26 protein-coding genes are annotated in these 26921 nt (G+C 58.9%); 16 read left to right on the forward strand and 10 right to left on the reverse strand.

The window, feature by feature from the left end; genetic code table 11:
• Positions 1–277: 277 nt before the first annotated feature.
• From PMI36_RS27715 to trpE, 8 genes are all read left to right on the forward strand, one after another.
• On the forward strand, positions 278–1402 hold the full coding sequence (locus tag PMI36_RS27715) for an ABC transporter ATP-binding protein (protein ID WP_008067440.1): 1125 nt from the start codon (positions 278–280) through the stop codon (positions 1400–1402).
• 49 nt (positions 1403–1451) lie between these two features.
• A complete protein-coding gene (locus PMI36_RS27710; RefSeq protein ID WP_008067442.1) occupies positions 1452–2495 on the forward strand; it encodes an ABC transporter substrate-binding protein in 1044 nt (347 codons plus the stop codon).
• Between the two features lie 178 nt (positions 2496–2673).
• Positions 2674–3921: an ABC transporter permease gene (locus tag PMI36_RS27705; protein ID WP_008067444.1), complete on the forward strand. Its 1248-nt coding sequence runs from the start codon at positions 2674–2676 to the stop codon at positions 3919–3921.
• 12 nt (positions 3922–3933) lie between these two features.
• Positions 3934–4758, forward strand: a complete 825-nt coding sequence (locus tag PMI36_RS27700) for an ABC transporter permease (protein ID WP_008008331.1) — start codon at positions 3934–3936, stop codon at positions 4756–4758.
• Positions 4759–4975: 217 nt separating this feature from the next.
• On the forward strand, positions 4976–6124 hold the full coding sequence (locus PMI36_RS27695) for an iron-containing alcohol dehydrogenase (RefSeq protein ID WP_008067446.1): 1149 nt from the start codon (positions 4976–4978) through the stop codon (positions 6122–6124).
• A gap of 86 nt (positions 6125–6210) precedes the next feature.
• A complete protein-coding gene (gene rpe / locus PMI36_RS27690) occupies positions 6211–6885 on the forward strand; it encodes a ribulose-phosphate 3-epimerase (RefSeq protein ID WP_007906892.1) in 675 nt (224 codons plus the stop codon).
• Positions 6882–7700 (forward strand): phosphoglycolate phosphatase, encoded by an 819-nt coding sequence (locus PMI36_RS27685; protein ID WP_008067448.1) that lies wholly within the window; start codon positions 6882–6884, stop codon positions 7698–7700. Before rpe ends, PMI36_RS27685 begins: the two co-directional genes overlap by 4 nt.
• A gap of 70 nt (positions 7701–7770) precedes the next feature.
• A complete protein-coding gene (gene trpE, locus PMI36_RS27680; RefSeq protein ID WP_008067450.1) occupies positions 7771–9252 on the forward strand; it encodes an anthranilate synthase component I in 1482 nt (493 codons plus the stop codon).
• 168 nt (positions 9253–9420) lie between these two features.
• On the opposite strand, the gene estP is transcribed toward trpE, so the two are convergent.
• Positions 9421–11328 carry an esterase EstP gene (estP, locus tag PMI36_RS27675; RefSeq protein WP_008067457.1) on the reverse strand — a complete coding sequence of 636 codons (1908 nt, stop codon included), beginning with the start codon at positions 11326–11328 and terminating at the stop codon, positions 9421–9423.
• Between the two features lie 409 nt (positions 11329–11737).
• Here estP and PMI36_RS27670 point away from each other — a divergent pair, with 409 nt between their 5' ends.
• From PMI36_RS27670 to PMI36_RS27655, 4 genes are all read left to right on the forward strand, one after another.
• The gene (locus PMI36_RS27670; RefSeq protein WP_008067458.1) at positions 11738–12331 is read left to right on the forward strand and encodes an aminodeoxychorismate/anthranilate synthase component II; all 594 of its coding nucleotides are present in this window, start codon (positions 11738–11740) and stop codon (positions 12329–12331) included.
• A gap of 9 nt (positions 12332–12340) precedes the next feature.
• Positions 12341–13390 (forward strand): anthranilate phosphoribosyltransferase, encoded by a 1050-nt coding sequence (gene trpD / locus PMI36_RS27665; RefSeq protein WP_007906883.1) that lies wholly within the window; start codon positions 12341–12343, stop codon positions 13388–13390.
• Positions 13387–14223 (forward strand): indole-3-glycerol phosphate synthase TrpC, encoded by an 837-nt coding sequence (gene trpC, locus PMI36_RS27660; RefSeq protein ID WP_008067459.1) that lies wholly within the window; start codon positions 13387–13389, stop codon positions 14221–14223. Before trpD ends, trpC begins: the two co-directional genes overlap by 4 nt.
• A 148-nt stretch (positions 14224–14371) precedes the next feature.
• Positions 14372–15073: a lipoate--protein ligase family protein gene (locus tag PMI36_RS27655; protein ID WP_008067460.1), complete on the forward strand. Its 702-nt coding sequence runs from the start codon at positions 14372–14374 to the stop codon at positions 15071–15073.
• A 24-nt stretch (positions 15074–15097) separates the two neighbouring features.
• On the opposite strand, the gene crp is transcribed toward PMI36_RS27655, so the two are convergent.
• Positions 15098–15742 (reverse strand): cAMP-activated global transcriptional regulator CRP, encoded by a 645-nt coding sequence (gene crp, locus PMI36_RS27650; protein ID WP_007941656.1) that lies wholly within the window; start codon positions 15740–15742, stop codon positions 15098–15100.
• A 249-nt stretch (positions 15743–15991) separates the two neighbouring features.
• On the opposite strand from crp, the gene PMI36_RS27645 reads away from it, so the two are divergent.
• Positions 15992–16414: an OsmC family protein gene (locus PMI36_RS27645; protein WP_003176451.1), complete on the forward strand. Its 423-nt coding sequence runs from the start codon at positions 15992–15994 to the stop codon at positions 16412–16414.
• Between the two features lie 173 nt (positions 16415–16587).
• Here the strand turns inward: PMI36_RS27645 and coq7 are convergent, their stop codons facing one another.
• The 6 genes from coq7 to hemJ form a co-directional block, all read right to left on the reverse strand.
• A complete protein-coding gene (gene coq7 / locus PMI36_RS27640) occupies positions 16588–17235 on the reverse strand; it encodes a 2-polyprenyl-3-methyl-6-methoxy-1,4-benzoquinone monooxygenase (protein WP_008008345.1) in 648 nt (215 codons plus the stop codon).
• Between the two features lie 184 nt (positions 17236–17419).
• A complete protein-coding gene (locus tag PMI36_RS27635; RefSeq protein WP_007906873.1) occupies positions 17420–17758 on the reverse strand; it encodes a histidine triad nucleotide-binding protein in 339 nt (112 codons plus the stop codon).
• Between the two features lie 83 nt (positions 17759–17841).
• On the reverse strand, positions 17842–18630 hold the full coding sequence (locus PMI36_RS27630; protein ID WP_032830065.1) for an SDR family NAD(P)-dependent oxidoreductase: 789 nt from the start codon (positions 18628–18630) through the stop codon (positions 17842–17844).
• Positions 18631–18692: 62 nt separating this feature from the next.
• Positions 18693–19670 (reverse strand): DUF805 domain-containing protein, encoded by a 978-nt coding sequence (locus PMI36_RS27625; RefSeq protein ID WP_008067463.1) that lies wholly within the window; start codon positions 19668–19670, stop codon positions 18693–18695.
• Between the two features lie 93 nt (positions 19671–19763).
• Complete coding sequence (locus tag PMI36_RS27620; protein WP_008067464.1) at positions 19764–20732, reverse strand: NAD(P)H-dependent flavin oxidoreductase; 969 nt, start codon at positions 20730–20732, stop codon at positions 19764–19766.
• 33 nt (positions 20733–20765) lie between these two features.
• The gene (hemJ, locus tag PMI36_RS27615; protein WP_008067465.1) at positions 20766–21197 is read right to left on the reverse strand and encodes a protoporphyrinogen oxidase HemJ; all 432 of its coding nucleotides are present in this window, start codon (positions 21195–21197) and stop codon (positions 20766–20768) included.
• A 135-nt stretch (positions 21198–21332) separates the two neighbouring features.
• On the opposite strand from hemJ, the gene argC reads away from it, so the two are divergent.
• Together argC and erpA are read left to right on the forward strand one after the other, a co-directional pair.
• Positions 21333–22367 (forward strand): N-acetyl-gamma-glutamyl-phosphate reductase, encoded by a 1035-nt coding sequence (gene argC, locus PMI36_RS27610; RefSeq protein WP_007941665.1) that lies wholly within the window; start codon positions 21333–21335, stop codon positions 22365–22367.
• Between the two features lie 168 nt (positions 22368–22535).
• Positions 22536–22886 (forward strand): iron-sulfur cluster insertion protein ErpA, encoded by a 351-nt coding sequence (gene erpA, locus PMI36_RS27605; RefSeq protein WP_007906865.1) that lies wholly within the window; start codon positions 22536–22538, stop codon positions 22884–22886.
• 74 nt (positions 22887–22960) lie between these two features.
• Here the strand turns inward: erpA and PMI36_RS27600 are convergent, their stop codons facing one another.
• Both PMI36_RS27600 and PMI36_RS27595 read right to left on the reverse strand, forming a co-directional pair.
• A complete protein-coding gene (locus tag PMI36_RS27600; RefSeq protein WP_008067466.1) occupies positions 22961–24052 on the reverse strand; it encodes an anhydro-N-acetylmuramic acid kinase in 1092 nt (363 codons plus the stop codon).
• Positions 24053–24055: 3 nt separating this feature from the next.
• Complete coding sequence (locus tag PMI36_RS27595; protein WP_008067467.1) at positions 24056–25483, reverse strand: peptidoglycan DD-metalloendopeptidase family protein; 1428 nt, start codon at positions 25481–25483, stop codon at positions 24056–24058.
• 210 nt (positions 25484–25693) lie between these two features.
• Between PMI36_RS27595 and tyrS the strand changes: the two genes are divergently transcribed.
• Positions 25694–26893: a tyrosine--tRNA ligase gene (gene tyrS, locus PMI36_RS27590; RefSeq protein ID WP_008067468.1), complete on the forward strand. Its 1200-nt coding sequence runs from the start codon at positions 25694–25696 to the stop codon at positions 26891–26893.
• The last annotated feature ends 28 nt before the right edge of the window (positions 26894–26921 follow it).

Here is a 26921-nt window from a genome sequence, read left to right on the forward strand (position 1 = left end):
CGCACTTGAGGGCGCCTTCGCGGGCAAGCCTCGCTCCTACGGGATCGTTGTGGCATGTCCATTTGCGACATGCTCACAAAGCCGCTTTTACCCGTTCTTGCGGCTTGCAGCTTCAAGCTTGCCGCTGCTCCTATCCATCCCCGCCATCCTTGTAGGGCAATCCCTACCCCCAATCTTCCATCCGGCTGAGGCGATTCTCTCCTGCGCCCCGATTTGCGCCCCTCCCAGCGTCCACTAGGCTTAGTCCACAGCAGTCATCAATAACAAAGGTGTGGGTATGAGCCAGGTTGATTCAAGCGCAGGGGCCAGCGATATTCTGGTCAGCTTTCGTGGAGTGCAAAAGAGCTACGACGGCGAGAACCTGATCGTCAAAGACCTCAACCTGGATATTCGCAAAGGCGAATTCCTCACCTTGCTCGGGCCGTCCGGCTCCGGCAAGACCACCAGTCTGATGATGCTCGCCGGTTTCGAAACGCCGACCGCCGGGGAAATTCAGCTGGCCGGGCGTTCCATCAACAACGTGCCGCCGCATAAACGCGACATCGGCATGGTGTTCCAGAACTACGCGTTGTTCCCGCACATGACGGTCGCCGAGAACCTGGCGTTCCCGCTGACCGTGCGCGGCTTGAACAAGAATGATGTCAGTGACCGTGTCAAACGTGTTTTGAGCATGGTTCAGCTCGACACCTTCGCCCAGCGTTATCCAGCGCAACTGTCCGGCGGCCAGCAACAGCGTGTGGCCTTGGCCCGTGCGTTGGTGTTCGAACCGCAACTGGTGCTGATGGATGAGCCTCTCGGCGCACTGGACAAACAACTGCGCGAACACATGCAGATGGAAATCAAACACCTGCACCAGCGCCTCGGTGTGACCGTGGTCTATGTGACCCACGACCAGGGGGAAGCCCTGACCATGTCCGACCGCGTCGCCGTGTTCCATCAGGGCGAGATTCAGCAGATCGCGCCACCGCGCACGCTCTACGAAGAGCCGAAAAATACCTTCGTCGCCAACTTCATCGGCGAGAACAACCGCCTCAACGGCCGCTTGCACAGCCACACCGGCGACCGCTGCGTGGTCGAGCTCGGTCGCGGCGAAAAGGTCGAAGCGCTGGCGGTCAACGTCGGCAAGACTGGCGAGCCCGTCACACTGTCGATTCGTCCGGAACGCGTGAGCCTCAATGGTTCGAGCGAGTCCTGCGTCAACCGCTTCTCAGGGAGGGTGGCGGAATTCATCTATCTGGGCGACCACGTCCGGGTTCGTCTGGAAGTCTGCGGCAAGACCGACTTCTTCGTGAAACAACCGATTGCCGAGCTCGATCCCGCGCTCGCTGTCGGCGACGTGGTACCGCTTGGCTGGCAGGTCGAACACGTTCGCGCGCTCGACCCACTTTTAGAGGCGCATTGATCGCCCCCTGCTTCACCAACACCAACCCTGCACGTGGAGAGAACAATAAATGTTGAGATCCCTGAAATTCACCGCTTTGGTCATGGGCATGATCGGTGCGGCACAAGCAATGGCGGCGGGCCCGGACCTGACTGTGGTGTCCTTTGGCGGGGCGAACAAGGCGGCGCAGGTCAAAGCCTTCTACGCACCGTGGGAAGCGGCAGGTAACGGCAAGATCGTGGCGGGCGAGTACAACGGCGAAATGGCCAAGGTCAAAGCCATGGTCGACACCAAGAGCGTGTCCTGGGACCTGGTAGAAGTTGAATCGCCAGAACTGTCCCGTGGTTGCGACGAGGACATGTTCGAGCAGCTTGATCCGAAGTTGTTCGGCAAGACCGAAGACTACGTCAAAGGCGCCATCCAGCCATGCGGCGTGGGCTTCTTCGTGTGGTCGACCGTGCTGGCCTACAACGCCGACAAACTGGCTTCCGCACCGACCAGTTGGGTGGATTTCTGGGACACCAAGAAATTCCCGGGCAAACGTGGCTTGCGTAAAGGCGCCAAGTACACCCTGGAATTCGCACTGATGGCTGACGGCGTTGCGCCGAAAGACGTCTACAAAGTACTGGCCGGCAAGGATGGTCAGGATCGTGCGTTCAAGAAACTCGATGAGCTCAAACCAAGCATTCAGTGGTGGGAAGCCGGCGCTCAACCGCCACAATACCTCGCCTCCGGTGACGTGGTCATGAGCTCTGCCTACAACGGCCGGATTGCGGCGGTACAGAAAGAAAGCAACCTGAAAGTGGTGTGGAACGGCGGTATCTACGACTTCGACGCATGGGCGATTCCAAAAGGTCTGGACAAGACCCGTGCTGAAGCGGCGAAGAAATTCATCGCGTTCTCGGTAGCTCCGCAGCAGCAGAAGACCTACTCGGAAAACATCGCCTACGGCCCGGCCAACACCCAAGCCGTGCCGTTGCTGTCCAAGGATGTCCTGAAAGACATGCCGACCACCCCGGAAAACATCGCCAACCAGGTGCAGATCGACGTCAGCTTCTGGGCTGACAACGGCGAGCAACTGGAGCAGCGTTTCAATTCCTGGGCTGCGAAGTAACCACGACCTGTGATGGTGGGCTTGCCCACCCTGTGGGAGCGGGCTTGCTCGCGAAAGCGGTAGATCAATCGGCATTGATGCCGGCTGTGCCGACGCCTTCGCGAGCAAGCCCGCTCCCACATAACGATCGAGGTGGTGTTCCCATCTCTGTATTGATCAAAGATTTCCGGAGTACGCCATGGCCACCGCCATTCCCCTGAACGCGGGCACCGACCCCACCTTGAAGCAGCGGCTCAAGCACGCCGAGCGGATCAACCGCTGGAAAGCTCAAGCCTTGATCGCGCCGTTGGTGCTGTTTCTGTTGCTGGTGTTCCTGGTGCCGATCGTGGCGCTGCTCTACAAAAGCGTCGGTAACCCCGAAGTGGTTGGCGCCATGCCGCGCACCGTGGCAGCCATCGCCAGCTGGGATGGCCGAGGCCTGCCGGCAGAGCCTGTGTATAAGGCCGCCAGCGAAGACCTCGCCGAAGCCCGCAAGAATCAGACCTTGGGTGACTTGTCCAAGCGCTTGAACATGGAGTTGGCCGGCTACCGCAGCCTGCTGACCAAAACCGCACGCGCCTTGCCGTTCGCCACCGAGCCGACTTCCTATAAGGAAGCGCTCGAAGCGCTGGACGAGCGTTGGGGCGATCCGGCCTATTGGCAGGTCGTGCGCCGCAATACCAGTAATGTGACGCCTTATTACCTGCTGGCCGCTGTCGATCATCGTATCGACGACCTTGGTGAGCTGGCCCCGGCCACCCCCGATCAGGCGATCTACCTCGATATCTTTGCCCGGACCTTCTGGATGGGCCTGATCATCACCGTGATCTGCCTGGTGCTGGCCTATCCACTGGCCTACCTGCTGGCGAACCTGCCGTCGCGGCAAAGCAACCTGTTGATGATTCTGGTGCTGTTGCCGTTCTGGACCTCGATTCTGGTGCGGGTCGCCGCGTGGATCGTGTTGCTACAGTCGGGCGGTTTGATCAACAGCGGGCTGATGGCCATGGGCATTATCGATAAGCCGCTGGAGCTGGTGTTCAACCGCACCGGGGTTTATATCTCGATGGTGCACATCCTGCTGCCATTCATGATTCTGCCGATCTACAGCGTAATGAAAGGCATCTCGCCGACTTACATGCGCGCGGCGATTTCCCTCGGCTGCCACCCGTTCGCCAGTTTCTGGCGGGTGTATTTCCCACAGACCTATGCCGGTGTCGGCGCCGGTTGCCTGTTGGTGTTCATCCTTGCCATCGGCTACTACATCACCCCGGCGTTGCTGGGCAGCCCGAACGATCAGATGGTCAGTTATTTCGTCGCCTTCTACACCAACACCAGCATCAACTGGGGCATGGCGACCGCGCTCGGTGGGCTGTTGCTGCTGGCGACGGTGGTGCTTTATCTGATTTACAGCTGGCTGGTGGGCGCCAGTCGCCTGCGCCTGAGCTAAGGGGAGAATGAAATGCTGAGTCCTTACATGTCGCCCATCGAACGGGTGTGGTTCTACAGCTTGCGGATTCTCTGCGGCTTGATTTTGTTGTTCCTGATCTTGCCAGTGTTGGTGATCATTCCGCTGTCGTTCAACTCGGGGAGTTTTCTGGTCTATCCGCTGCAAGGCTTCTCACTGCACTGGTACCAGGACTTCTTTGCTTCGGCGGAATGGATGCGTTCGTTGAAGAACAGCATGATTGTGGCTCCGGCGGCGACCGTGCTGGCGATGATCTTCGGTACGCTGGCAGCGATCGGCCTGACCCGGGGCGATTTCCCGGGCAAACCGCTGGTGATGGCGCTGGTGATTTCGCCGATGGTGGTGCCGGTTGTGATCATTGGTGTGGCCAGTTACCTGACCTTTGCCCCACTGGGGTTTGGCAACAGCTATACCTCGCTGATCGTCGTGCACGCCGTCTTGGGTGTGCCGTTTGTGATCATCACGGTATCGGCGACGTTGCAGGGGTTTAACCAGAACCTGGTACGGGCCGCTGCAAGCCTGGGGGCTTCGCCGTTGACCGCATTCCGGCGGGTGACCTTGCCGTTGATTGCGCCGGGCGTGATTTCCGGTGCGCTGTTTGCCTTTGCCACCTCATTCGATGAAGTGGTGGTGACGCTGTTCCTCGCAGGTCCCGAACAAGCGACATTGCCTCGGCAGATGTTCAGCGGCATCCGCGAAAACCTCAGCCCGACGATTGCCGCTGCCGCGACGCTGCTGATTGCGTTCTCGGTGGTCCTGTTGCTGACACTGGAATGGCTGCGTGGGCGTAGCGAAAAACTGCGTACCGCGCAGGTCTGAAATTACACACAGCTCAAAATGTGGGAGCGGGCTTGCTCGCGAAAGCGGTGGAACATTCGACCTACACGTCGGCTGACACTCCGCCTTCGCGAGCAAGCCCGCTCCCACACTTGTGTGGTTTTCAGGATCGGCGGTCATTCACCAACTTAATAGCAGACAACCCCCAATCCCCAGCTACTATTGTGCCCAGCTCCCCTATCTATAAGAGGCTGCGCACATGAGTCTTTCCTCTTTCAAAATCGCTCACAAACTGATCACTGGCGCAGGTGCCATCGAGCAACTGGCGGCTGAGCTCACACGTCTGGACATCGATAACCCGCTGATCGTCACCGATGCTGCACTGGTCAAGTCCGGCACGGTAGAGCTGGCGCTGGCGCAGCTGGGCGAGCGCAGTTACGAGATTTTCGACCGGGTGCTGCCGGATCCGGAAATCGCCATCGTCGAAGATTGCATGCGGGTTTACCGTGAAGGCGGGCATGACGGATTGATCGGCCTCGGTGGCGGCAGTGCCATCGACATCGCCAAGAGTGTTGCAGCCTATGCCGGTTACCACGGCGCTCTGGAAGACTTGTTCGGCGTCGATCAGGTGCCGCGCAAAGGCCCGCCGCTGATTGCTATCCCGACCACTGCCGGTACCGGTTCAGAAGTGACCAACGTGGCCATCCTCTCCGACAAAATCGCGCAACTGAAGAAAGGTATTGTCAGCGATTACCTGTTGCCGGACGTGGCACTGATCAGCCCGCAAATGACCCTGACCTGCCCGCGCAGTGTCACCGCTGCCAGTGGCGTCGATGCGCTGGTGCACGCCATCGAGTCCTACCTGTCGCTCAATGCCTCGCCAATCACCGATGCCCTGGCCATTGGCGCAATCAAGCTGATTACCCAGGCGCTGCCCAAGGCCTACGCCAATCCATCCCACCTGCAAGCCCGCGAAGACATGGCCACCGCCAGCCTGATGGCCGGCATGGCGTTCGGCAATGCCGGGGTCGGCGCGGTGCATGCGTTGGCGTATCCACTGGGCGGGCGTTTCAACATTGCCCATGGCGTCAGCAATGCCTTGCTGCTGCCGTATGTCATGACCTGGAACAAGATGGCTTGCGTGGAGCGCATGCAGGATATTGCCGAGGCCATGGGGGTGAAGACTGCTCATCTGAGCGCCAATGAAGCGGCGGACAAAGCCGTGGAGGCGATGACCGAGCTGTGTGCAGCGGTAGAAATCCCGCTGGGCCTGCGCAGTTTCGGGGTCCCCGAGGATGCGATTCCCGCCATGGCCGTGGAAGCCGCTGGGATTGAGCGCCTGATGCGTAACAATCCGCGCAAGTTGAGTACCGTCGATATCGAGAAGATCTACCGGGCGGCCTATTAGTACCCAATCATCGCAGCACGGTGCGCGGGTCAAAGCATGAGGTATACAATGCGCGCCATCGTGATTCTGCTCAAAAAAGGTGCGTCATGCAGCCCTTCGTCATTGCTCCGTCGATTCTCTCCGCCGACTTCGCCCGCCTGGGCGAGGAAGTGGACAACGTCCTGGCCGCCGGCGCCGACTTCGTGCACTTCGATGTCATGGACAACCACTACGTGCCAAACCTGACCATCGGCCCGATGGTGTGTGCCGCGCTGCGCAAGTACGGCGTGACCGCGCCGATCGATGCGCACTTGATGGTCAGCCCGGTAGACCGCATCGTCGGTGACTTCATCGAAGCCGGTGCGACCTACATTACTTTCCACCCGGAAGCCACGCAGCACGTCGACCGTTCCCTGCAACTGATCCGCGAGGGCGGCTGCAAGGCGGGCCTGGTGTTCAACCCGGCGACCCCGCTGGACGTGCTCAAGTACGTGATGGACAAGGTCGACATGATCCTCCTGATGAGTGTCAACCCGGGCTTCGGCGGGCAGAAGTTCATTCCCGGCACGCTCGACAAGCTGCGTGAAGCGCGGGCACTGATCGATGCCTCCGGTCGTGATATCCGCCTGGAGATCGACGGTGGCGTGAATGTGAACAACATTCGCGAAATCGCTGCTGCTGGCGCCGACACCTTCGTGGCCGGTTCGGCGATCTTTAATGCGCCGAACTACCAGGAAGTGATTGAAAAAATGCGCTCCGAACTGGCGCTGGCTCGCCCATGAGCGGTTTTGAGCAGCTGTTCCCCGGGCGTCTGCCGCGGCTGGTGATGTTCGATCTGGATGGCACGCTGGTCGATTCAGTCCCCGACCTTGCGGCGGCCGTGGATAACATGCTGCTCAAACTCGGGCGCCAACCTGCCGGTATCGAAGCGGTACGGGAGTGGGTCGGCAACGGCGTGCACGTGCTGGTGCGCCGGGCCTTGGCCAACCACATCGACGCCGAGGGTGTCGATGAGGTCGAGGCCGAGCAAGCCCTGGAATTGTTCAACGGCTTTTATGAGGACGGTCACGAACTGACGGTGGTTTACCCCGGCGTGCGTGACACCCTCAAGTGGCTGAACAAACAAGGCGTCGAAATGGCGCTGATCACCAATAAGCCGGAACGCTTCGTCGCGCCGCTGCTGGATCAGATGAAGATCGGCCGTTACTTCAAATGGATCATCGGTGGCGACACTCTACCGAATAAGAAACCCGACCCGGCCGCGCTGTTTTTCGTGATGAAAATGGCCAACATTCCAGCGTCCCAATCGTTGTTCGTCGGCGACTCGCGCAGCGACGTGCTGGCGGCGAAAGCGGCGGGGGTCAAATGCGTGGCCCTCAGTTACGGCTATAACCACGGTCGGCCAATCGCCGAAGAATCGCCGGCGCTGGTGATCGATGATCTGCGCAAACTAATTCCCGGTTGCCTGGATCCGGCCGCTGAGATAACGTTGCCCGACGCTGTTCAATCCCCTCCTGGAAACGCCATCGTGGTGGTCACTCGCAAACTCTGGATGAAAGTCATCAAGGCCCTGGCCCGCTGGCGTTGGCGCGCCTGACTTGTTCCTGGCCGGCGTACCGGCGCGTTTGCACACCTGACCGTTAGACCCTCAAGCCACGAGGCACCTCATGATCCGCGAAGAATTCCTGCGTTTGGCCGCTGCCGGCTACAACCGCATCCCGCTTGCCTGCGAAACCCTGGCCGACTTCGACACACCGCTGTCGATCTACCTGAAACTGGCCGACGAGCCCAATTCCTACCTGCTGGAGTCGGTGCAGGGCGGCGAGAAATGGGGCCGTTATTCGATCATTGGCCTGCCGTGCCGCACCGTGCTGCGGGTTCACGATCACCACGTCAGCGTGACCCACGACGGCGTCGAGATCGAAAGCCACGATGTTGAAGACCCGCTGGCCTTTGTCGAAGCCTTCAAGGCGCGTTACAACGTGCCGACCATCGCCGGTCTGCCGCGCTTCAATGGTGGTCTGGTGGGCTACTTCGGTTATGACTGCGTGCGCTATGTGGAGAAGCGTCTGGGCAAATGCCCGAACCCGGATCCACTGGGCGTACCGGACATTCTGCTGATGGTGTCCGATGCGGTGGTGGTGTTCGACAACCTCGCCGGCAAAATGCACGCGATTGTCCTGGCCGATCCATCGCAGGAAGACGCCTTCGAACAAGGTCAGGCGCGTCTGCAAGCGCTGCTCGAACAACTCCGTCAGCCAATCACCCCGCGCCGCGGCCTGGACTTCAGCAAACAGCAATCGGCTGACCCGGTGTTCCGCTCCAGCTTCACCCAGAACGATTACGAAAAAGCCGTCGACACCATCAAGGAATACATCCTGGCCGGTGATTGCATGCAGGTCGTGCCGTCCCAGCGTATGTCGATCGACTTCAAGGCAGCGCCTATCGATCTGTATCGGGCGCTGCGCTGCTTCAACCCGACGCCTTACATGTACTTCTTCAACTTCGGCGACTTCCACGTCGTCGGCAGTTCGCCGGAAGTATTGGTGCGGGTCGAAGACAACCTGATCACCGTGCGCCCGATTGCCGGCACTCGTCCGCGAGGTGCCAACGAAGAGGCTGACGTGGCGCTGGAAAAAGACCTGCTGTCGGACGACAAGGAAATCGCCGAGCACTTGATGCTGATCGATCTGGGCCGCAACGACACCGGTCGGGTTTCGGAAATCGGTTCGGTGAAACTCACCGAGAAGATGGTGATCGAGCGTTATTCCAACGTGATGCACATCGTGTCCAACGTCACTGGCCAATTGAAGGCCGGGCTGACGGCGATGGACGCACTGCGGGCGATCCTGCCGGCCGGCACCTTGTCTGGCGCGCCGAAGATTCGCGCGATGGAAATCATTGACGAGCTGGAACCGGTCAAGCGTGGCGTCTACGGCGGCGCGGTCGGTTACTTCGCCTGGAACGGCAACATGGACACTGCGATTGCGATCCGCACCGCAGTGATCAAGAACGGCGAACTGCACGTGCAGGCGGGTGGCGGCATCGTCGCCGACTCTGTGCCGGCACTGGAATGGGAAGAAACCCTGAACAAGCGCCGCGCCATGTTCCGCGCGGTGGCCCTGGCCGAGCAGACGCCGGACACCTGAGTTCATGCAATACCTGTGGGAGCGAGCCTGCTCGCGATGGGGCCAGCACTGCTGACATTGATGTTGCCTGGTTCATCGCTATCGCGAGCAGGCTCGCTCCCACATGGATCTCACCACCATAAAAAACGCGGCGCCTGTGAGGGCTCCGCGTTTTTTATTGCCTGCGGTTTAGAAATCCAGCGCCACCCCAACGCTGATGCCCTGTTGGGTAAAGTCATCATCCTTGCGGAACGTGTAACCACCACGCAGCGCCAGGTCGGCGGTCAACTTGTGGCTGACCCCCAGGCTCACGCGGTTCAAGTGACTCTGCGGCGTATAACCTTCCAGCGTAAAGTCGTTCGCCGGCAGGCTGTTGAGGGCGATGTTTACCTTCTGAACGTCATCTTCGTATTCGCGTTCGTAGGCATATTCGCCAAATACCTGGGTCTGACGTGTGAAGTTGTATTTGCCTTGCAAGCCGACACCCAGGCGTTTCGAGTCTCGGGTCTGATCATCAAAGGTCAGCGCCGTGGAGCGGTTGCTGTTTTCCGAGTAGCCGTCGACTTCCACTTTGGCGTAATCGGCGCTGATGAACGGTGACAGATGCCATTCGCTGCCCGGTTGCGCAATGTCATAGCCGAGGCGAGTGCTGAAGGCCCAGAGGTGGCCATCGGTATCACCCTTTTCCCCACCTTCGCTGACACCCAGGTCGAATTTGCGTTCGAGGTTGTCGTAATCCAGTTTGCCACCGGTCAATGCGGCATCGGCCCACCAGCGATTCTGCTGAAACTGGGCGAAGGCGGTCGCCAGATAGCTATTGAGTTTGTAGTCCGAATCGTTACTACCGGCGTCCAGGTTCTGACGATAGAAGCCTGCTGCCACACCCACGCGCCAGGCTTCATTGAGGCGATAGCTGCCGCCGATATTCAGGTTGTAGCCGCTGCCATCGGCGCTGGCGCCGCTGCTTTGACTATCGACATCCAGATGCTGGCCACCGCCGGCGACAATCGTGCGCCATTGGCCGACGGCCTGCCAGTTCTCCCAGTCGGATTGCCACTGGCTACGCAGTTCATCCTGATGGGCGCGTAAGGTGGCGTGGGCCATTTCCGGCAGCAACGTCAGTTCCCAAGGCGCCGACAGCAAGGAATAGGCGTAATCGGCTATCAGCTTTTGTCCGGCTTCAGTGGGGTGAACCGAGTCGTTATAAATCAGCTTGCTCGGGTCCGGGGTGGCACTGTTGATGCCATACACGGCGTTCTCCGTACAACCGCTGCCGCTAAAACAGGTGGCCGTCAGGTTCTGGCCGGTGGCGAGGCCGAAACGCGCCGGGTCGGCGAAGGTTTCCTGCAGCAGCAGTGGAATGTTCAGCGGGATAATTTCGGCATTGATCCCCGCCAGGCGTGTGACCAACTGTTGATTAAAGTCGGTACTCAGCTGTGAGATCGAGGCTTGTAATGGAGTGCCATTGACGGCGGGCGTCAATCCAAGGTCGGGCAGCAGCCAGACCACGATGTATTTGGCGCCGGCGGTTTGCAGGGTCTGCACGCTGTCGGCCAGTTGATTCGCCGCGGTATTGGCCTGGGCGGTATTGAGTACGCGGCCTTGAAGGAAGTCGTTGCCGCCCCCGGAGATGTAATACAGCGCATTCGGATCGGCGCGGAAATTGTTCGTCGGCAGATAGCCTGGTCGGGTGCGTTCGCCCGTGGCGGATTCGGTAGTGATCGAATCCAGAATCTGGTCGGTGCGGTAACCGCCCACGGCCCAGTTGTTGCCATCCACCAGCCCTTCATTGGCGCGTACAGCCGACGTCGAGGCGGCGGTCTGGTCTGCTGAGAACCCGAGACGTCCGCCCAACAATTGCGTGGAATTCAGCGAGCGAAATTCACCACTGCCATCCAGGTAGACCGGCCCGGTCCGGTTGGTAAAACGCTGGGTCGCACCGGCAGGGCCACCCGTGTCGGTAAACTGCCCGGCATCGTTGAGGCTGTCGCCAAAGACGACGAAATTCGAATACGGGTTGGGCGCGGCAATCGCCTGGGAACAGGCAGCAGCGAGCAGGCATCCGGCGAGCGGTACAAACAACGTCTGTTTGATCATGAGCAAGTCCGTTTATTTATTGTTGTTGTAAACGAAACGACAGTACCAAAAACTTCCGGCCCTTTGCCATCTGTCGCGAACCCTTTGATTGTTTCGCGAGCTGTCGCCCCGGCCATATTGCACGCTCTGCCCAGCTAAGTTACTGTGCCGAGACGTATGAATGAGACCTTCCCCGTGTTGATCGTCAGCAAACTCCTGGATCAAGTCATCAAGGCACACGCCCGTTGGCGTTGGCGCGCCTGAATCTTTTCTGCCGGCCTGGCCGGACCTGTACCGCTTTGCCTTCTTTACCTGTATGAAATGCCGCTTTGCTGGCGCCACTCCAGCACCTGACAAAGCGCAGCGCACTGCGGGTAAATCATTCGAAGGCCGTCTTAAAAGTCAGTGAATTCAAGAGGTTCTTAACGCCATGTTGCTGATGATCGATAACTACGACTCTTTTACTTACAACGTTGTGCAATACCTTGGCGAGCTGGGCTCCGAGGTCAAGGTCGTGCGCAACGATGAACTCACCATTGCCGAAATCGAAGCTCTCAACCCTGAGCGCATCGTCGTGTCGCCTGGTCCTTGCACTCCGACCGAAGCCGGTATCTCCATCGAAGCGATCAAGCACTTCGCCGGCAAACTGCCGATTCTCGGCGTTTGCCTGGGGCACCAGTCCATCGGGCAAGCCTTTGGTGGTGATGTGGTCCGTGCCCGTCAGGTCATGCACGGTAAGACTAGCCCGGTATTCCACGAGGACAAGGGCGTATTCGAAGGTCTGAATCGTCCGTTGACGGTCACCCGCTACCACTCGCTGATCGTCAAGCGCGAAACCCTGCCCGATTGCCTGGAGCTGACCGCCTGGACCCAGCTCGAAGACGGCTCGGTCGACGAGATCATGGGCCTGCGCCACAAGACGCTAAACATCGAAGGTGTGCAGTTTCACCCTGAGTCTATCCTCACCGAACAGGGACACGAATTGTTCGCCAACTTCCTCAAACAAACCGGCGGCACGCGCTAAGGACTTTCCATGGATATCAAGACAGCCCTGAGCCGTATCGTCGGCCACCTCGACCTCAGTACCGATGAGATGCGCGATGTCATGCGCGAAATCATGACCGGGCAATGCACGGATGCGCAGATCGGCGCGTTCATGATGGCCATGCGCATGAAGAGCGAAAGCATCGATGAGATCGTCGGCGCCGTGACGGCGATGCGCGAGTTGGCGGACAAGGTTGAACTCAACACCCTCGACGGCGTGGTCGATGTGGTCGGCACCGGCGGCGACGGTGCGAACATTTTCAACGTTTCCACCGCTTCTTCGTTTGTCGTTGCCGCGGCCGGTTGCACCGTGGCCAAGCACGGTAACCGTGCGGTGTCGGGCAAAAGCGGCAGCGCCGACCTGCTGGAAGCCGCAGGTATCTACCTGAACCTGACCCCGGTACAGGTGGCGCGTTGCATCGATAACGTGGGCATCGGTTTCATGTTTGCCCAGACTCACCATAGCGCCATGAAGCACGCCGCCGGCCCGCGCCGTGAGTTGGGCTTGCGCACCTTGTTCAACATGCTCGGCCCGCTTACGAATCCGGCCGGTGTGAAACATCAGGTGGTAGGTGTGTTCAGTCAGGCGTTGTGCCGGCCATTGGCCGAAGTTTTGCAGCGTCTGGGTAGCAAACACGTGCTGGTGGTGCATTCGAAGGATGGCCTGGACGAGTTCAGTCTGGCGGCTCCGACCTTTGTGGCTGAATTGAAGAATGACCAGATCACCGAGTATTGGGTCGAACCCGAAGACTTGGGGATGAAGAGCCAGAGCCTGCACGGTCTGGCGGTGGAAAGCCCGGCGGCTTCCCTTGAGCTGATTCGCGATGCCTTGGGCAAGCGCAAGACCGAGAACGGTCAGAAAGCCGCCGAGATGATCGTGCTCAATGCCGGTGCCGCGTTGTACGCCGCCGACCATGCCAGCAGTTTGAAAGAAGGCGTTGCCCTGGCGCACGATGCGCTGCACACAGGCCTCGCTCGGGAAAAACTTGAGGAATTGGGTGCATTTACCGCGGTATTCAAAGTGGAGAATGAGGGATGAGTGTGCCGACGGTTCTGGAAAATATTCTGGCCCGCAAAGTTCAGGAAGTCGCCGAGCGTAGCGCCCGTGTGAGCCTGGCGGAGCTGGAAAATCTGGCCAAGGCGGCCGATGCACCCCGTGGTTTCGCCAAGGCATTGATCGATCAGGCCAAGACGAAACAGCCGGCGGTCATTGCTGAAATCAAGAAGGCTTCGCCAAGCAAAGGCGTGATTCGCGAGAACTTCGTTCCCGCCGACATCGCCAAAAGTTACGAAAAGGGCGGGGCGACTTGCCTGTCGGTGCTCACCGACATCGATTACTTCCAGGGCGCCGATGCGTATCTGCAACAGGCTCGGGCGGCATGCAAGCTGCCGGTGATCCGCAAGGATTTCATGATCGATCCGTATCAGATCGTCGAGTCCCGTGCGCTGGGTGCTGACTGCGTGCTGTTGATCGTTTCCGCACTGGATGACGTGAAAATGGCCGAGCTGGCGGCTGTAGCCAAAAGCGTCGGTCTCGATGTGCTGGTGGAAGTCCACGACGGTGATGAGCTGGAGCGGGCTTTGAAGACACTCGACACGCCGCTGGTGGGCGTGAACAACCGCAACCTGCACACTTTCGAAGTCAATCTGGAAACCACCCTCGACCTGTTGCCGCGTATCCCGCGTGATCGTCTGGTAATTACCGAGAGTGGCATTCTTAACCGGGCCGATGTCGAGCTGATGGAAATCAGCGACGTGTATGCGTTCCTGGTCGGCGAAGCGTTCATGCGCGCCGAAAGCCCGGGTACCGAACTGCAGCGCCTGTTCTTTCCCGAGCGTGGCATTCCAGTGAGCGGTTCTACGCTCGACTGATTGAAAATCGGGGCGCTCCCTTCGCGAGCAAGCCCGCTCCCACATTAGTCCGCGTTCATCCAGACAACGCGAATCCACTGTGGGAGCGGGCTTGCTCGCGAAGGCGGCATAAGATGCACCACAGACTGACCGTCCTATGGAAGACCTTATGACCTCACCAATCCCCCTGACCATCGAAGCCGGCCTGCTCGCCGAGCAGGACCTGCTGGCCCATGTGTGCACCGGTGAGTCGGAATTCGGTCTGCTGTTCTGGCAACCCACTGACCGCGCATTGGTCATGCCTCGTCGCTTGAATCGTCTGCCACAGTTCGAGGATGCCTGCGAAGTCTCCGCTGCCGCCGGCTGGCCGGTATTGCTGCGCGAAACCGGCGGTGAACCAGTGCCGCAATCGGCCTCGACCATCAACATTGCACTGGTTTATGCCCCGCCACGCAGTGAAAGCGATCTGAACCGCATTGAAACCGGCTACCGGCGTCTGTGCGATCCGATCTGTCAGTTACTCGATGAGCTGGGCGGCACTTCGTCGTTGGGCGAAATTGAGGGCGCGTTCTGCGACGGCCGTTTCAACGTCAACCTTGATGGTCGAAAGATGGTCGGCACCGCCCAGCGGTGGCGCCAGAGCAAGGGCGGTCAGCGTCCGGTCGGCCTGGTGCATGGGGCGATGTTGATCGATGACGAGCGAGAGTCGATGGTGGCGGCGGTCAATCGTTTTAACGAAGCCTGTGGCCTGGAGCAGCGGGTTCGCGCTGAAAGCCACATCGCCCTGCATGAAAAGTTTGCCGCTCCTGATGCACTGGAACGGCTCGATACGCTGTACCGACAGTTGCTGGCAGACATGCTCGGAGCTTAAATTCTCGGGTCCTGGTTTTCGAGCTTAGCGCGTACCGAAGACCACCATGGTCTTGCCCTTGACGTCGACCAGATTGCGCTCCTCCAGATCCTTGAGCACGCGGCCGACCATTTCGCGGGAACAACCGACAATCCGGCCGATTTCCTGACGGGTCACTTTGATCTGCATGCCGTCCGGGTGAGTCATGGCGTCAGGCTGCTTGCACAGTTCCAGCAGACAGCGTGCAACGCGACCGGTCACGTCGAAGAATGCCAAGTCACCGACCTTGCGCGTGGTATTGCGCAGGCGCTGTGCGATTTGTCCGCTGAGTACGTAAAGAATGTCTGGATCTTGTTGGGACAGCTCGCGGAATTTCGCGTAGCTGATTTCCGCGACTTCGCATTCGACTTTGGCGCGCACCCAGGCGCTGCGCTCCTGTTCCAGCCCCGCTTGCTCAAACAGACCCAGCTCGCCGAAAAAGTCCCCGGAGTTGAGGTAGGCAATGATCATTTCACGGCCGTCGTCATCCTCAATCAGGATGGTCACCGAACCTTTGATGATGAAAAACAGCGTGTCCGAGCGGTCACCGGCACAAATGATGTTGCTCTTGGCGGCATAGCGACGGCGTTGGCAGTGCATCAACAGTTTGTCGAGGTTCTTGATTTTGGGTGTGGGGGTAATAGCAACCATGGTTGTATCCCGAAAAGACTGCACGGTATGTTTGTTTTTTTGTAGGCGCTGGCGAAGCCTGCGGTCCTTTTATTCGCTGCAAAGCTGGCGATACGCCATTGATTTGGCGTCAGCTTAACAGACGCATTCCTTCAGGATTCGAGAATTTGCCTACGACGCAGATGGTTATGTCCTAGGAAGGCGAAGCGCTGCCAACCAAGGGCCCTGTGCTAAGCTGGCGACCCTTTTTTAGACAGTGGAGTCTTGGCGATGAAGGCACGCATCCAATGGGCTGGCGAAGCCATGTTCCTCGGCGAATCCGGCAGCGGTCATGTCGTGGTCATGGACGGACCGCCCGAAGCCGGCGGTCGTAACCTGGGTGTCCGGCCGATGGAAATGCTCCTGCTGGGTGTTGGCGGCTGCAGCAATTTTGATGTGGTCAGCATCCTCAAGAAGTCCCGTCAGGCCGTCGAAAGCTGCGAAGCGTTCCTCGAAGCCGAGCGTGCGACCGAAGATCCGAAGGTTTTCACCAAGATCCACATGCACTTCGTGGTCAAGGGCCGCGGGCTGAAAGAAGCCCAGGTCAAGCGCGCCATCGAGCTGTCGGCCGAGAAGTATTGCTCGGCCTCGATCATGCTCGGCGCGGCTGGCGTGGCGATTACCCACGACTACGAAATCATCGAGCTCGGTTGAATCGACGTGCAGACTCAGGTGATGCAAATTTTCTACGCGCGCAACATGCTGAACTAAGAGTTCCGAGTACAAAAAAGGCGACTACATTGGGTAGTCGCCTTTTTTATTACCGAAACGCGGTCCCTGTGGGAGCGGGCTTGCCCGCGATGGGGACGTCGCGGGCGCTGCAATGCTTAGATCCGATACGTACTCTTGGTCATTACCTTGGCCAACAGACTCATCCCGAACTTCACCGGTGCCGGAAAACGAAATCCACCCGCATCCAGCGCACTTTCAGCATGATGCTCTTCATCGATACGCATCTGCTCCAGGATCGCCCGGGATTTTTCGTCCTCGGCCGGCAGTTGCTCAAGGTGTTCATTCAGGTGTTTGCAGACCTGATGCTCGGTGGCAGCAACGAAACCCAGGCTGACTTTGTCGCTGATCAATCCGGCGACCGCGCCAATCCCGAACGACATGCCGTAGAACAGCGGATTGAGGATGCTGGTGTGGCTGCCCAACTGATGAATGCGCTGTTCGCACCACACCAGATGGTCGATTTCTTCTTCGGCGGCGTGCTCCATGGCGGCGCGCACTTTCGGCAGCTTGGCGGTCAGGGCCTGGCCTTGATACAGCGCCTGGGCACAGACTTCGCCGGTATGGTTGATGCGCATCAAGCCGGCGACGTGTCGGGTGTCCTCGTCGCTCATTTGCGCATCCGGCTGCACGATGGCAGGCGACGGACGGTAGGGCTGACCACTGAAGGGCAGCAAAGTACGCATCGCGGCATCGGCTTGCAGCAGAAGACGGTCAATTGGCGAGTAGTGACGTTGGGTAGTCATGCTGACCTCCGGGAAGAATCTCGGCGGCCAGTTTAACTCAATCGGCCGAGGGAGGGTTTGCGCTGGGTCATTTCCGTTGGTGTCACCACCAATCCTGTAGGAGCGAGGCTTGCCCGCGAAGGCGTCCTCAAGTGCGCTAAAAGCTTCGCGGGCAAACCTCGCTCCTACAGGGGCGGTTGATGAATCAGCCCGGCGGCCAGTGCATCTGGCGCTGACCCAGCACGTGCATATGAATGTGATAGACGGTCTGCCCGCCCAACTCATTGCAGTTCATGACCACCCGGAAACCTTCCTCACAGCCCAATTCCAGAGCCAGGCGCTGGGCAGTGAACAGAATATGCCCGGCCAAAGCCTTGTCGTCCTCGGTGAGGTCGTTAAGGGTGCGCACCGGTTTCTTCGGGACTACCAGAAAGTGTACGGGGGCCTGTGGCGCGATGTCGTGGAAGGCCAGTACCTGGTCGTCCTCATAAATGATCTTCGCCGGGATTTCCCGGTTGATGATCTTGGTGAACAGAGTATCCACAGCTGTTTTCTCCGTTGTTTGGGCTGGCCTGAGTGTAACCATGGGGCAGGGTCAGAGCCCAGTCTTTTGCCTTGAGGATTTGATCAGCGCGGGCAATAGGCTTTGTTGACCATGCCCGCGATTGTCCGGGTCAGCCAGCGTGAGCCGAGCCGCGGCAGGAATGCAAACCAGCGATTCAGGCGGCCGGGGATAATAATGGCGCGATTTTTCGCCAGCGCGCGCACGGTATAGAGCGCGACTTCTTCTGGGCTCATCAGCAAATTGCTCGCGACCAGTTTGTCGGTGTCCAGTTGCGCGGTGCGGAAAAACGCCGTGCGGGTCGGGCCGGGGCACAGCACCGATACCTTGACCGCGCACTTTTTCAGTTCAACGCGCAAACCCTCGGAAAAATGCAGCACGTAAGCCTTGCTGGCGTAGTAAGTGCTCATCCAGGGGCCGGGATGGAACGCTGCGACCGAGGCGACGTTCAGAATCTGTCCACCGCCCTGCAAGGCCATGCTGTTGCCGATGGCATGGCACAAGCGAGTGAGGGCCAGGATGTTCACTTCGATCAAGTCTTGTTCGGTCATCCAGTCCTGGGCCAGGAATGGGCCGCAGGTACCGATGCCGGCACAGTTGACCAGCAAATCGATTTGCCGGTCGCCTTCCTCCAGCTCCAGCAAAAAACCGGACAGCCTCAGCGGCTCGCCCAAGTCACAGGCACGAAACAGCACCTCAACACCAAAACGTTGAGTCAGTTCAATCGCAATGCTTTCCAGCTGATCACGCTGTCGGGCCACCAGAATCAGGTTGCGGCCGCGCCGGGCCAGCGCTTCGGCCATCGCCAGGCCGATGCCGCTGGAAGCGCCAGTGATCAGTGCGTAACGGGTCATGCAGTTCTCCATCGCAACAGCTCCGCGCCGGCGACGCAGGTGTCACGGGCGGGGAGCGCTGTTCATTCTTTCGCAGAGTCTACAGGGGCCTCGGCTGCTTCGGCTGCATCATCGGATGAATTTGGCGCTGGTTCGGCCTCATCGGCCGGCTCGACTTCAACTTCATCGGTGATCATCGAGCTGCTTTGATAGGTGCTCTCGGTGGCGCTTTCATACTCATCCTGGATCGCAGTGAGGCCACCAGTCAGCCCGCCGACGAACATGATCGCGATAAACACCAGCCACAGCGAAGCCAGCACCCTGACCGCGTTGCTGTTGGGCGGTGGTGGTGCGCCATATCGGTTGGCCGTGTTGTTACCCGGCACGATCATTATTACAAACGGAAAAACGCTGCCCACGACCGGCACGAGGTTCAGCAGCCAAAGCCAGCCGGACCAGCCGATATCGTGCAGGCGCTGCACACTGAACTGGATGCTGATGAAGGCGAGTACCACGACCAGGATAAAGGCCAGCAGGCCAGCGAGAATCAAGCCGGCAGTCGAGTCTGTGCTAATGAGCGCGAAGCCGAAAATAGCCAACACGGAGCCAACGCCAAGCGTCACCAGCGTAAGAGCCATCGTCCAGGCCAGAAAGCGCAAGCGACCGATGCGGCCAACGAAACTGAAGGCCTTGAGTGCAGAAAACTCCGGCAGTGCTTCGCCGACAGAGGCGCGGGGCGGTGCATAGGGAGAATCGGGATCTGCCGTGACAGGTTGGCTGCTGGCAGGAGCGTGTTCGTGAACGTCGGACAGGTTCAGCTCGATCGAGGGTTCTGTTTCTATTCGGGCATCGATGCCGGTTTTCGTCAGCGCCTGAAGGTAAGTCTGCGCATCGGCGTGGGACAGGTCGCGTTTGAGCGCAACCTGCCGGCCACTGAACAGGCGTTCGATGGCCGCGACGTCGCTCTTGAACAGCTCGGCGAGGTTGAGCTTCGCGGTGGTGACGTCCACACCTGGCAGCAGAGCGCCATCGAAGACGATCTTGAAACGGTTTTCGCTCATGGCCGAGGCATCCTTGTCGCGAGAGTTTGTAATAGGCGGAGTCGCAAATATGGAGTGTAGGGCCAGCCGGATTGGGCTGGCCAAGTTTTTCTGTCAGCGCGGCCAGCGCTTGGGCAACGCCGCCGCCAGTTCCAGCGCCTTGCGGTATTCGGCATCGAGACGTGCGACCAGTTGATCGACACTCGGCAGGTCCTCGATTTCCCCGACGCCCTGGCCTGCAGACCACACGGTTTTCCAGGCTTTGGCTTCATCGTTCAATGGCTTGAGCTTGGAGCCGAAGTCCACCTCGCCCTTGCCTTGCAGGGCTGCCATGTCGAAACCGGCGGCCTCAAGGCTCCGTCGCATGAAACTCGCCGGTACTCCCGACACCGCTGGAGTATGGACGATGTCTGCGGCTCTGGAAGTCAGGAGCATCTCCTTATACGCGTCAGGCGCATGACTTTCCGTGGTGCCGATAAATCGTGTGCCGAAGTAGGCAAGATCCGCACCGAGCAATTGCGCGGCAAGAATTTCATGGCCATGGTTCAGGCAGCCGGCCAGCAGTAAGGTCTTGTCGAAAAACTGTCGAATCTCAGCGATCAGTGAAAACGGGCTCCAGGTTCCGGCGTGACCACCGGCGCCCGCAGCCACGGCGATCAAGCCGTCCACACCGGCTTCGGCAGCTTTTTCCGCGTGGCGGCGCGTCGTCACATCGTGAAACACCAGGCCGCCATAGCTGTGTACGGAGTCGACCAATTCCTTCACGGCGCCGAGGCTGGTGATCACGATCGGTACTTTGTGCTCGATGCAGATTGCCAGATCCGCCTGCAATCGCGGGTTGCTGTTGTGGACGATCAGGTTCACCGCATAAGGCGCGGGGTTTTCCAGTTTCGCCAGTCCTGCTTCGATTTCTTCCAGCCAAGTCTTGAAACCGCTGCTCTCACGCTGGTTCAGCGCAGGAAAGCTGCCGACTACGCCATTGCGGCAGCAGGCGAGCACCAGCTCAGGATTTGAAATCAGAAACATCGGCGCTGCTACAACGGGCAGACGCAAACGTTGTTCGAGCAAAGCGGGCAGCGACATTGGAAGTACCCCGGTTGAATGATGCTTGTTGGATTAAAACGGCCGAACGACGACCAGAATTACGATAGCCAGCAATATCAGAACCGGCACTTCATTGAACCAGCGATAAAAGACATGGCTGCGGGTGTTTTCGCCACGGGCAAAACGTTTTACCTGTGCGCCGCACATGTGGTGGTAGCCGATCAGGATCACCACCAGGGTCAATTTGGCATGCATCCATGCACCTTGGGTGAAGTAGGCGCTTGGGTTGAGACTGATCAGCCAGATGCCGAACACCAGGGTGGCGATCATCGCCGGGCCCATGATGCCCCGGTACAGCTTGCGCTCCATGGTACTGAAGCGTTCCTTGCTGACGGTGTCTTCGCTTTGGGCGTGATAGACAAACAGGCGCGGCAGATAAAACAGGCCGGCAAACCAGCAGACCATGCTGACGATATGAAGCGCTTTGAGCCACAGATAAAGCATTTTCAGTTATTCCCAGGTTCACGGTAGCCCGAATAGTAGAGGCTTGAGCCGCCGCACGTCACCTTGACGGTTGTCGCAGGGCCGCGCGGCCCCTATTATCGACGGCTTTCCAGTGGGTTCGTTGAGGGCAGGTTTATGGTCAAGGTCGGTATCGTCGGCGGCACGGGTTACACCGGTGTCGAACTGCTGCGTCTGTTGGCACAGCATCCGCAAGCTGAAGTGGTAGTGATCACTTCCCGATCCGAGGCCGGCCTGGCCGTGGCCGACATGTACCCGAACCTGCGAGGCCATTACGACGGCCTGGCTTTCAGCGTTCCGGACATCAAGACCCTCGGGGCTTGCGACGTGGTGTTCTTCGCCACGCCGCACGGTGTCGCCCATGCCTTGGCGGGTGAGTTGCTGGCTGCCGGGACCAAGGTCATCGATCTGTCGGCAGACTTCCGCCTGCAAGACGCCGATGAGTGGGCCAAATGGTACGGTCAGCCGCACGGCGCGCCGGAACTGTTGGAGGAGGCGGTTTACGGCTTGCCGGAAGTCAATCGTGAGCAAATCAAGCAAGCGCGCCTGATTGCTGTGCCGGGTTGCTATCCGACGGCCACGCAATTGGGATTCCTGCCATTGCTCGAAGCCGGTCTGGCAGATACCACTCGTTTGATTGCAGACTGCAAATCCGGCGTCAGCGGTGCCGGCCGTGGTGCTTCTGTAGGTTCGCTGTACTCCGAGACGTCGGAAAGCATGAAGGCTTACGCCGTCAAAGGGCATCGTCACTTGCCGGAAATCCGTCAGGGTCTGCGTCGTGCTGCGGGCAAGGACGTCGGTCTGACCTTCGTTCCGCACCTGACGCCAATGATTCGCGGCATCCACTCGACGCTCTACGCAACTGTTGTGGATCGCTCGGTGGATCTGCAAGCGTTGTTCGAAAAGCGCTATGCCAATGAACCGTTCGTCGATGTGATGCCTGCCGGCAGCCATCCAGAAACCCGCAGCGTGCGCGGTGCCAACGTTTGCCGTATCGCCGTGCATCGTCCGCAGGATGGTGATCTGGTGGTGGTATTGTCGGTGATCGACAATCTGGTCAAAGGCGCGTCGGGTCAGGCGGTGCAGAACCTGAATATCCTGTTCGGCCTGGATGAGCGCTTGGGTCTGTCCCATGCGGGCATGCTGCCGTAAGGCTTTACCCCGCTCAGCAAAAAGGCCCGTCGAACGGGCCTTTTTGCATTGTGGTCTGACAATTGGGTTGATTGATATACCGTAACAATAGTTGACCGATTTTCTGGGAGAAGCGGATAATGCGCGTCATCACGCATTATGGCGGCGTAACGCCGGGAGATAGTCAGCATGAGCGTCGAATCCTTCACCCCCACGGCTTTGCAATTCACCCACGGTGCCGCGCACAAGGTGAAGAGCCTGGTCGATGAAGAGGGGAATGATCGCTTGAAGCTGCGCGTATTCGTTACGGGCGGCGGTTGTTCAGGGTTTCAATACGGCTTCACCTTCGATGAAGAAGTGGCCGATGACGACACCATCGTCGAGCGCGAAGGCGTCAGTCTGGTGGTCGATCCGATGAGCTTCCAGTACCTGGCAGGTGCCGAAGTGGATTACCAGGAAGGTCTGGAAGGTTCGCGTTTCGTGATCAAGAACCCGAACGCTACCACCACGTGTGGCTGCGGCTCTTCGTTCTCGATCTGATCGCACCTCACCGCATTACCAGGCGCCGCAGGGTCTCAGGACTCTGCGGCGTTTTGCTATCTGGGGTTTCAGGCTCAGGCGGGGTAGATGGCGCCGAGTACGCGCAGGCCGCGGGCACCGGTGACACTCGGACGGTTGGCTGCGATACCTTCCAGGCAGCAATGAGCCAACCAGGCGAAGGCCATGGCTTCGACCCAGTCCGGGTCTACACCATACGCAGCGGTGCTGCTGACTTTCGCATTCGGCAACAGACTGGCCAAGCGCTTCATCAGCGTGGCGTTGTGCGCGCCGCCACCACAAACCAGCAGCTCCCGGGTATCCGATTGGGCGCTTTGCAATGACTCGACAATGGTCAGCGCAGTCAGCTCAAGCAGCGTGGCCTGTACGTCTTCGGCAGCGAAGGTCGGTAGCTGCGACAGATGCTGCATCAGCCACGGCAGATTGAACACTTCGCGGCCAGTACTCTTCGGGCCTTGGGTCACAAAGAACGGATCACTGAGCAGCTCGCTCAACAGAACCGGTTGAACCTTGCCGCTGGCGGCCCATTGGCCGTCACGATCAAAGTTGTCGCCGCGTTGCTGGTGAATCCAGGCATCCAGCAGGACGTTGCCCGGGCCGCAGTCAAACCCGGCAACAGGCTTGCCGGGTTCGATCAGGCTGAGGTTGCTGAACCCGCCGACGTTCAATACCGCGCGGTTGCCAGGCCGTTCTTCAAACAGGGCTTCGTGAAAGGCTGGAACCAGTGGCGCACCTTGTCCGCCAGCGGCTACATCGCGGCTGCGGAAATCGCTGACCACGGTGATGCCGGTCAGCTCGGTGAGTAAGGCAGGGTTACCGATTTGCACCGTGAACCCGCGCGCCGGTTCGTGGCGAATGGTCTGGCCATGGCTGCCAATCGCGCGAATGTCGTCGGGCTTCAGGTTTTGTTGGTCGAGGAGGGTGTGAATGCCCTGTGCTGCCAGTTTCACCCAGTTCTGCTGGGCAATGGCGGAGCGGGCAATCTCGTCCGGGCCGCTGGCGCACAAGCCAAGCAGCTCGGCGCGCAGGGAATCAGGCATAGGGATGTAATGGGTGGCTTTCAGCTTGATCGTCGGGGTTTGCTCGATCAACGCAATGTCCAGGCCATCAAGGCTGGTCCCGGACATCACACCTATATAGAGCGCCATGGCTTAGCGTTTCGAAGCCAGCTGAGTGGTTTTCTCTTGATCCATGCGCGCCATCAGCGGTTGGCTTTGCGCGAGGAAGCGTGAGCGTTCAGCTTTGGAGATCGGATCGGCCATCGCCACCTTCTGACCCAGCGGATCGACGTGCACGCCATTGACCTGGAACTCGTAGTGCAAATGCGGGCCGGTGGAGAGGCCGGTGGTGCCGATGTAGCCGATCACCTGACCTTGCTTGACGCTGCCGCCAGTCTTGATGCCTTTGGCAAAGCCCTGCATATGGCCGTATAGCGTGCGGTAGGTATTGCCGTGCTGGATGATCACGGTGTTGCCGTAACCGCCGCGACGACCTGCCAACAATACTTTGCCGTCACCGGCAGCCTTGATCGGCGTACCGCGTGGTGCCGCGTAATCGACACCTTTGTGGGCGCGGATCTTGTTCAGGATCGGGTGCTTGCGGCCCATGGAGAATTTCGAGCTGATGCGGGCGAAGTCTACCGGAGTACGGATAAACGCCTTGCGCATGCTGTTGCCGTCAGCCGTGTAGTAGCTGCTGTTGCCTTGTTTGTTGGTGTAGCGCACCGCGGTATAAGTCTTGCCGCGGTTGGTGAAGCGTGCGGAGAGGATCGGGCCGTTGCCGACAGCTTTGCCATTGACGACCTTCTGCTCGTAAATCACATCAAACTCGTCACCCTGGCGAATATCCTGGGCGAAGTCGACGTCATAGCCAAACACACTGGCCATATCCATGGTCAGGCTGTGGGATAAGCCTGCCCGGGCGGCAGATTGCGATAGCGAGCTGTTGATCACGCCATGAACATAGGCGGAGCGAACGGTGGGCTTGGCGGTAATGCGATTGAACGTATAACCCTTGTCATTCTTGGTCAGGCTGATGCTTTCCGTGTCGCTGACTTTGCTGTGCAAATTGGTCAGCTGGCCATCAGGGCTCAGTTCGAACTCAAGCTTCTGGCCATGTTTGAGCTGGCTGAACTGCTTGGCCTGCTTGTCGCTGGCCAATACTTCATGCACCGAGGTGGCCGGAAGACCGACTTTCTCGAACAAAGTCGAGAGAGTGTCGCCTTTGCTGACAATCACTTCCTTATGACCTGGCGCCTTCTTCTCTTCGACGACTGGCGCGGGAGCAGGGGTGGGGGCGGCCTGGGCGGTTTCCTGAGTCTCTTCGGCGCTGTTTTCGATCTGCGCGAAGGGGGAGGCTGCCGGCTCATTTGTGGCTTGGACGGTGTCGGCGGCGTCTTGATCTTGTGTCAGTTGTTCTGCGGGGCTTTCCAGTTCAAGACTCAGGGTCGTCTTTTTGGCTTCAACATCACTGGAAGGGAATACCAGAAGCGCCAGGCTGAGAAGGGCGGCGATGCCACTTGCTGCGAGCAAGTGAGTCTTCGGGTAAAGCGGCGGCGCTTTAGACGGTTCTGTGGTCATAGGTAGTTTTGACTTTGAAAAGATGAATTGGAAAAGATGAATGACATGATGAAGACGAAATAACTGTATAAAATATAACCAAATCATCTCTTAAGCAAGTCTGCGAGCGCTCTGTCCGTGGATTGGCGTCCGCGCGCCGGGCAAAACTTGTATTTGGTGCGCGATCTTGTATGGTTGTTCCCCTTTGAATCTGAGCCTTGCGGGTCTGTTATGAAGTCGGTTGAAGAGCAGCTAGCGCTGATCAAACGTGGTGCAGAAGAACTGTTGGTCGAGTCCGAGCTGATCGAGAAACTCAAGCGTGGCCAGCCGCTGCGTATTAAGGCAGGCTTCGATCCGACCGCGCCGGATTTGCACCTGGGTCACACCGTGCTTATTAATAAGTTGCGCCAGTTCCAGGATCTGGGGCACCAGGTGATCTTCCTTATAGGTGATTTCACCGGGATGATCGGTGATCCAAGCGGCAAGAGCGCGACACGTCCTCCGCTCACCCGTGAGCAGGTTCTCGAGAATGCCGAGACCTACAAGACTCAAGTCTTCAAGATTCTTGATCCAGCCAGGACCGAAGTGGCGTTCAACTCCACCTGGATGGATCAGATGGGGCCAGCCGACTTCATTCGCCTGACTTCGCAATACACCGTGGCTCGCATGCTTGAGCGCGACGATTTCGACAAGCGCTACACGACCAATCAGCCAATCGCTATTCACGAGTTCCTCTATCCGCTGGTTCAGGGTTATGACTCGGTCGCATTGCGCGCGGATGTCGAGCTGGGTGGTACCGATCAGAAGTTCAATCTGCTGATGGGGCGTGAGCTGCAGCGTGGTTATGGTCAAGAGGCTCAATGCATTCTGACCATGCCGCTGCTCGAAGGTCTGGATGGCGTGAAGAAGATGTCCAAGTCGTTGGGCAACTATGTCGGTATCCAGGAAGCGCCGGGTGTCATGTACGGCAAGCTGGTCTCTATTCCGGATGTGCTGATGTGGCGTTACTTCGAGTTGCTCAGCTTCCGCTCCATGGAAGAGATCAATGCTTTGCGGGCTGACGTCGAGGCGGGTGCGAATCCGCGTGACATCAAGATCAAGCTGGCTGAAGAGATCGTTGCGCGCTTCCATGGTGAAGAGGCTGCGGCCAATGCTCATCGTGCGGCGGGCAACCGTATGAAAGACGGTGAGCTGCCGGATGATCTGCCAGAGATCGAATTGACTGCCGCCGAGGATATGCCGATCGCTGCGGTCCTTAATAAAGCAGGGTTGGTGAAGAACTCCGCAGTGGCGCGCGACCTTCTGGGTTCTGGTGGTGTGCGTATAGATGGTGAGGTTGTCGATCGCACCTTTATATACGTACTGGGCGCGACCCATGTTTGCCAGGCCGGGAAGAAGGCATTTGCGCGTATTACGCTCAAATCCGAATAAAGCTGCAATCAGGGGTTGACGGCAGATT

Origin of the sequence: Pseudomonas sp. GM79 (assembly GCF_000282495.1) — a bacterium.
Lineage (GTDB): Bacteria > Pseudomonadota > Gammaproteobacteria > Pseudomonadales > Pseudomonadaceae > Aquipseudomonas.

Bases quoted from the DNA above. Each gene is read 5' to 3' on its own strand.
- PMI36_RS27685 (WP_008067448.1), top strand. From the start codon at position 6,882: ATGAGCGGTTTTGAGCAGCTGTTCCCCGGGCGTCTGCCGCGGCTGGTG.
- PMI36_RS27630 (WP_032830065.1), bottom strand. From the start codon at position 18,630: ATGACCCGTTACGCACTGATCACTGGCGCTTCCAGCGGCATCGGCCTG.
- rpe (WP_007906892.1), top strand. From the start codon at position 6,211: ATGCAGCCCTTCGTCATTGCTCCGTCGATTCTCTCCGCCGACTTCGCC.
- PMI36_RS27595 (WP_008067467.1), bottom strand. From the start codon at position 25,483: ATGACCACAGAACCGTCTAAAGCGCCGCCGCTTTACCCGAAGACTCAC.
- trpE (WP_008067450.1), top strand. From the start codon at position 7,771: ATGATCCGCGAAGAATTCCTGCGTTTGGCCGCTGCCGGCTACAACCGC.
- PMI36_RS27655 (WP_008067460.1), top strand. From the start codon at position 14,372: ATGACCTCACCAATCCCCCTGACCATCGAAGCCGGCCTGCTCGCCGAG.
- tyrS (WP_008067468.1), top strand. From the start codon at position 25,694: ATGAAGTCGGTTGAAGAGCAGCTAGCGCTGATCAAACGTGGTGCAGAA.
- estP (WP_008067457.1), bottom strand. From the start codon at position 11,328: ATGATCAAACAGACGTTGTTTGTACCGCTCGCCGGATGCCTGCTCGCT.
- crp (WP_007941656.1), bottom strand. From the start codon at position 15,742: ATGGTTGCTATTACCCCCACACCCAAAATCAAGAACCTCGACAAACTG.
- coq7 (WP_008008345.1), bottom strand. From the start codon at position 17,235: ATGACTACCCAACGTCACTACTCGCCAATTGACCGTCTTCTGCTGCAA.
- hemJ (WP_008067465.1), bottom strand. From the start codon at position 21,197: ATGCTTTATCTGTGGCTCAAAGCGCTTCATATCGTCAGCATGGTCTGC.
- erpA (WP_007906865.1), top strand. From the start codon at position 22,536: ATGAGCGTCGAATCCTTCACCCCCACGGCTTTGCAATTCACCCACGGT.
- PMI36_RS27620 (WP_008067464.1), bottom strand. From the start codon at position 20,732: ATGTCGCTGCCCGCTTTGCTCGAACAACGTTTGCGTCTGCCCGTTGTA.
- PMI36_RS27625 (WP_008067463.1), bottom strand. From the start codon at position 19,670: ATGAGCGAAAACCGTTTCAAGATCGTCTTCGATGGCGCTCTGCTGCCA.
- argC (WP_007941665.1), top strand. From the start codon at position 21,333: ATGGTCAAGGTCGGTATCGTCGGCGGCACGGGTTACACCGGTGTCGAA.
- PMI36_RS27600 (WP_008067466.1), bottom strand. From the start codon at position 24,052: ATGGCGCTCTATATAGGTGTGATGTCCGGGACCAGCCTTGATGGCCTG.
- PMI36_RS27670 (WP_008067458.1), top strand. From the start codon at position 11,738: ATGTTGCTGATGATCGATAACTACGACTCTTTTACTTACAACGTTGTG.
- PMI36_RS27710 (WP_008067442.1), top strand. From the start codon at position 1,452: ATGTTGAGATCCCTGAAATTCACCGCTTTGGTCATGGGCATGATCGGT.
- PMI36_RS27700 (WP_008008331.1), top strand. From the start codon at position 3,934: ATGCTGAGTCCTTACATGTCGCCCATCGAACGGGTGTGGTTCTACAGC.
- PMI36_RS27695 (WP_008067446.1), top strand. From the start codon at position 4,976: ATGAGTCTTTCCTCTTTCAAAATCGCTCACAAACTGATCACTGGCGCA.
- PMI36_RS27705 (WP_008067444.1), top strand. From the start codon at position 2,674: ATGGCCACCGCCATTCCCCTGAACGCGGGCACCGACCCCACCTTGAAG.
- PMI36_RS27645 (WP_003176451.1), top strand. From the start codon at position 15,992: ATGAAGGCACGCATCCAATGGGCTGGCGAAGCCATGTTCCTCGGCGAA.
- trpC (WP_008067459.1), top strand. From the start codon at position 13,387: ATGAGTGTGCCGACGGTTCTGGAAAATATTCTGGCCCGCAAAGTTCAG.
- PMI36_RS27715 (WP_008067440.1), top strand. From the start codon at position 278: ATGAGCCAGGTTGATTCAAGCGCAGGGGCCAGCGATATTCTGGTCAGC.
- trpD (WP_007906883.1), top strand. From the start codon at position 12,341: ATGGATATCAAGACAGCCCTGAGCCGTATCGTCGGCCACCTCGACCTC.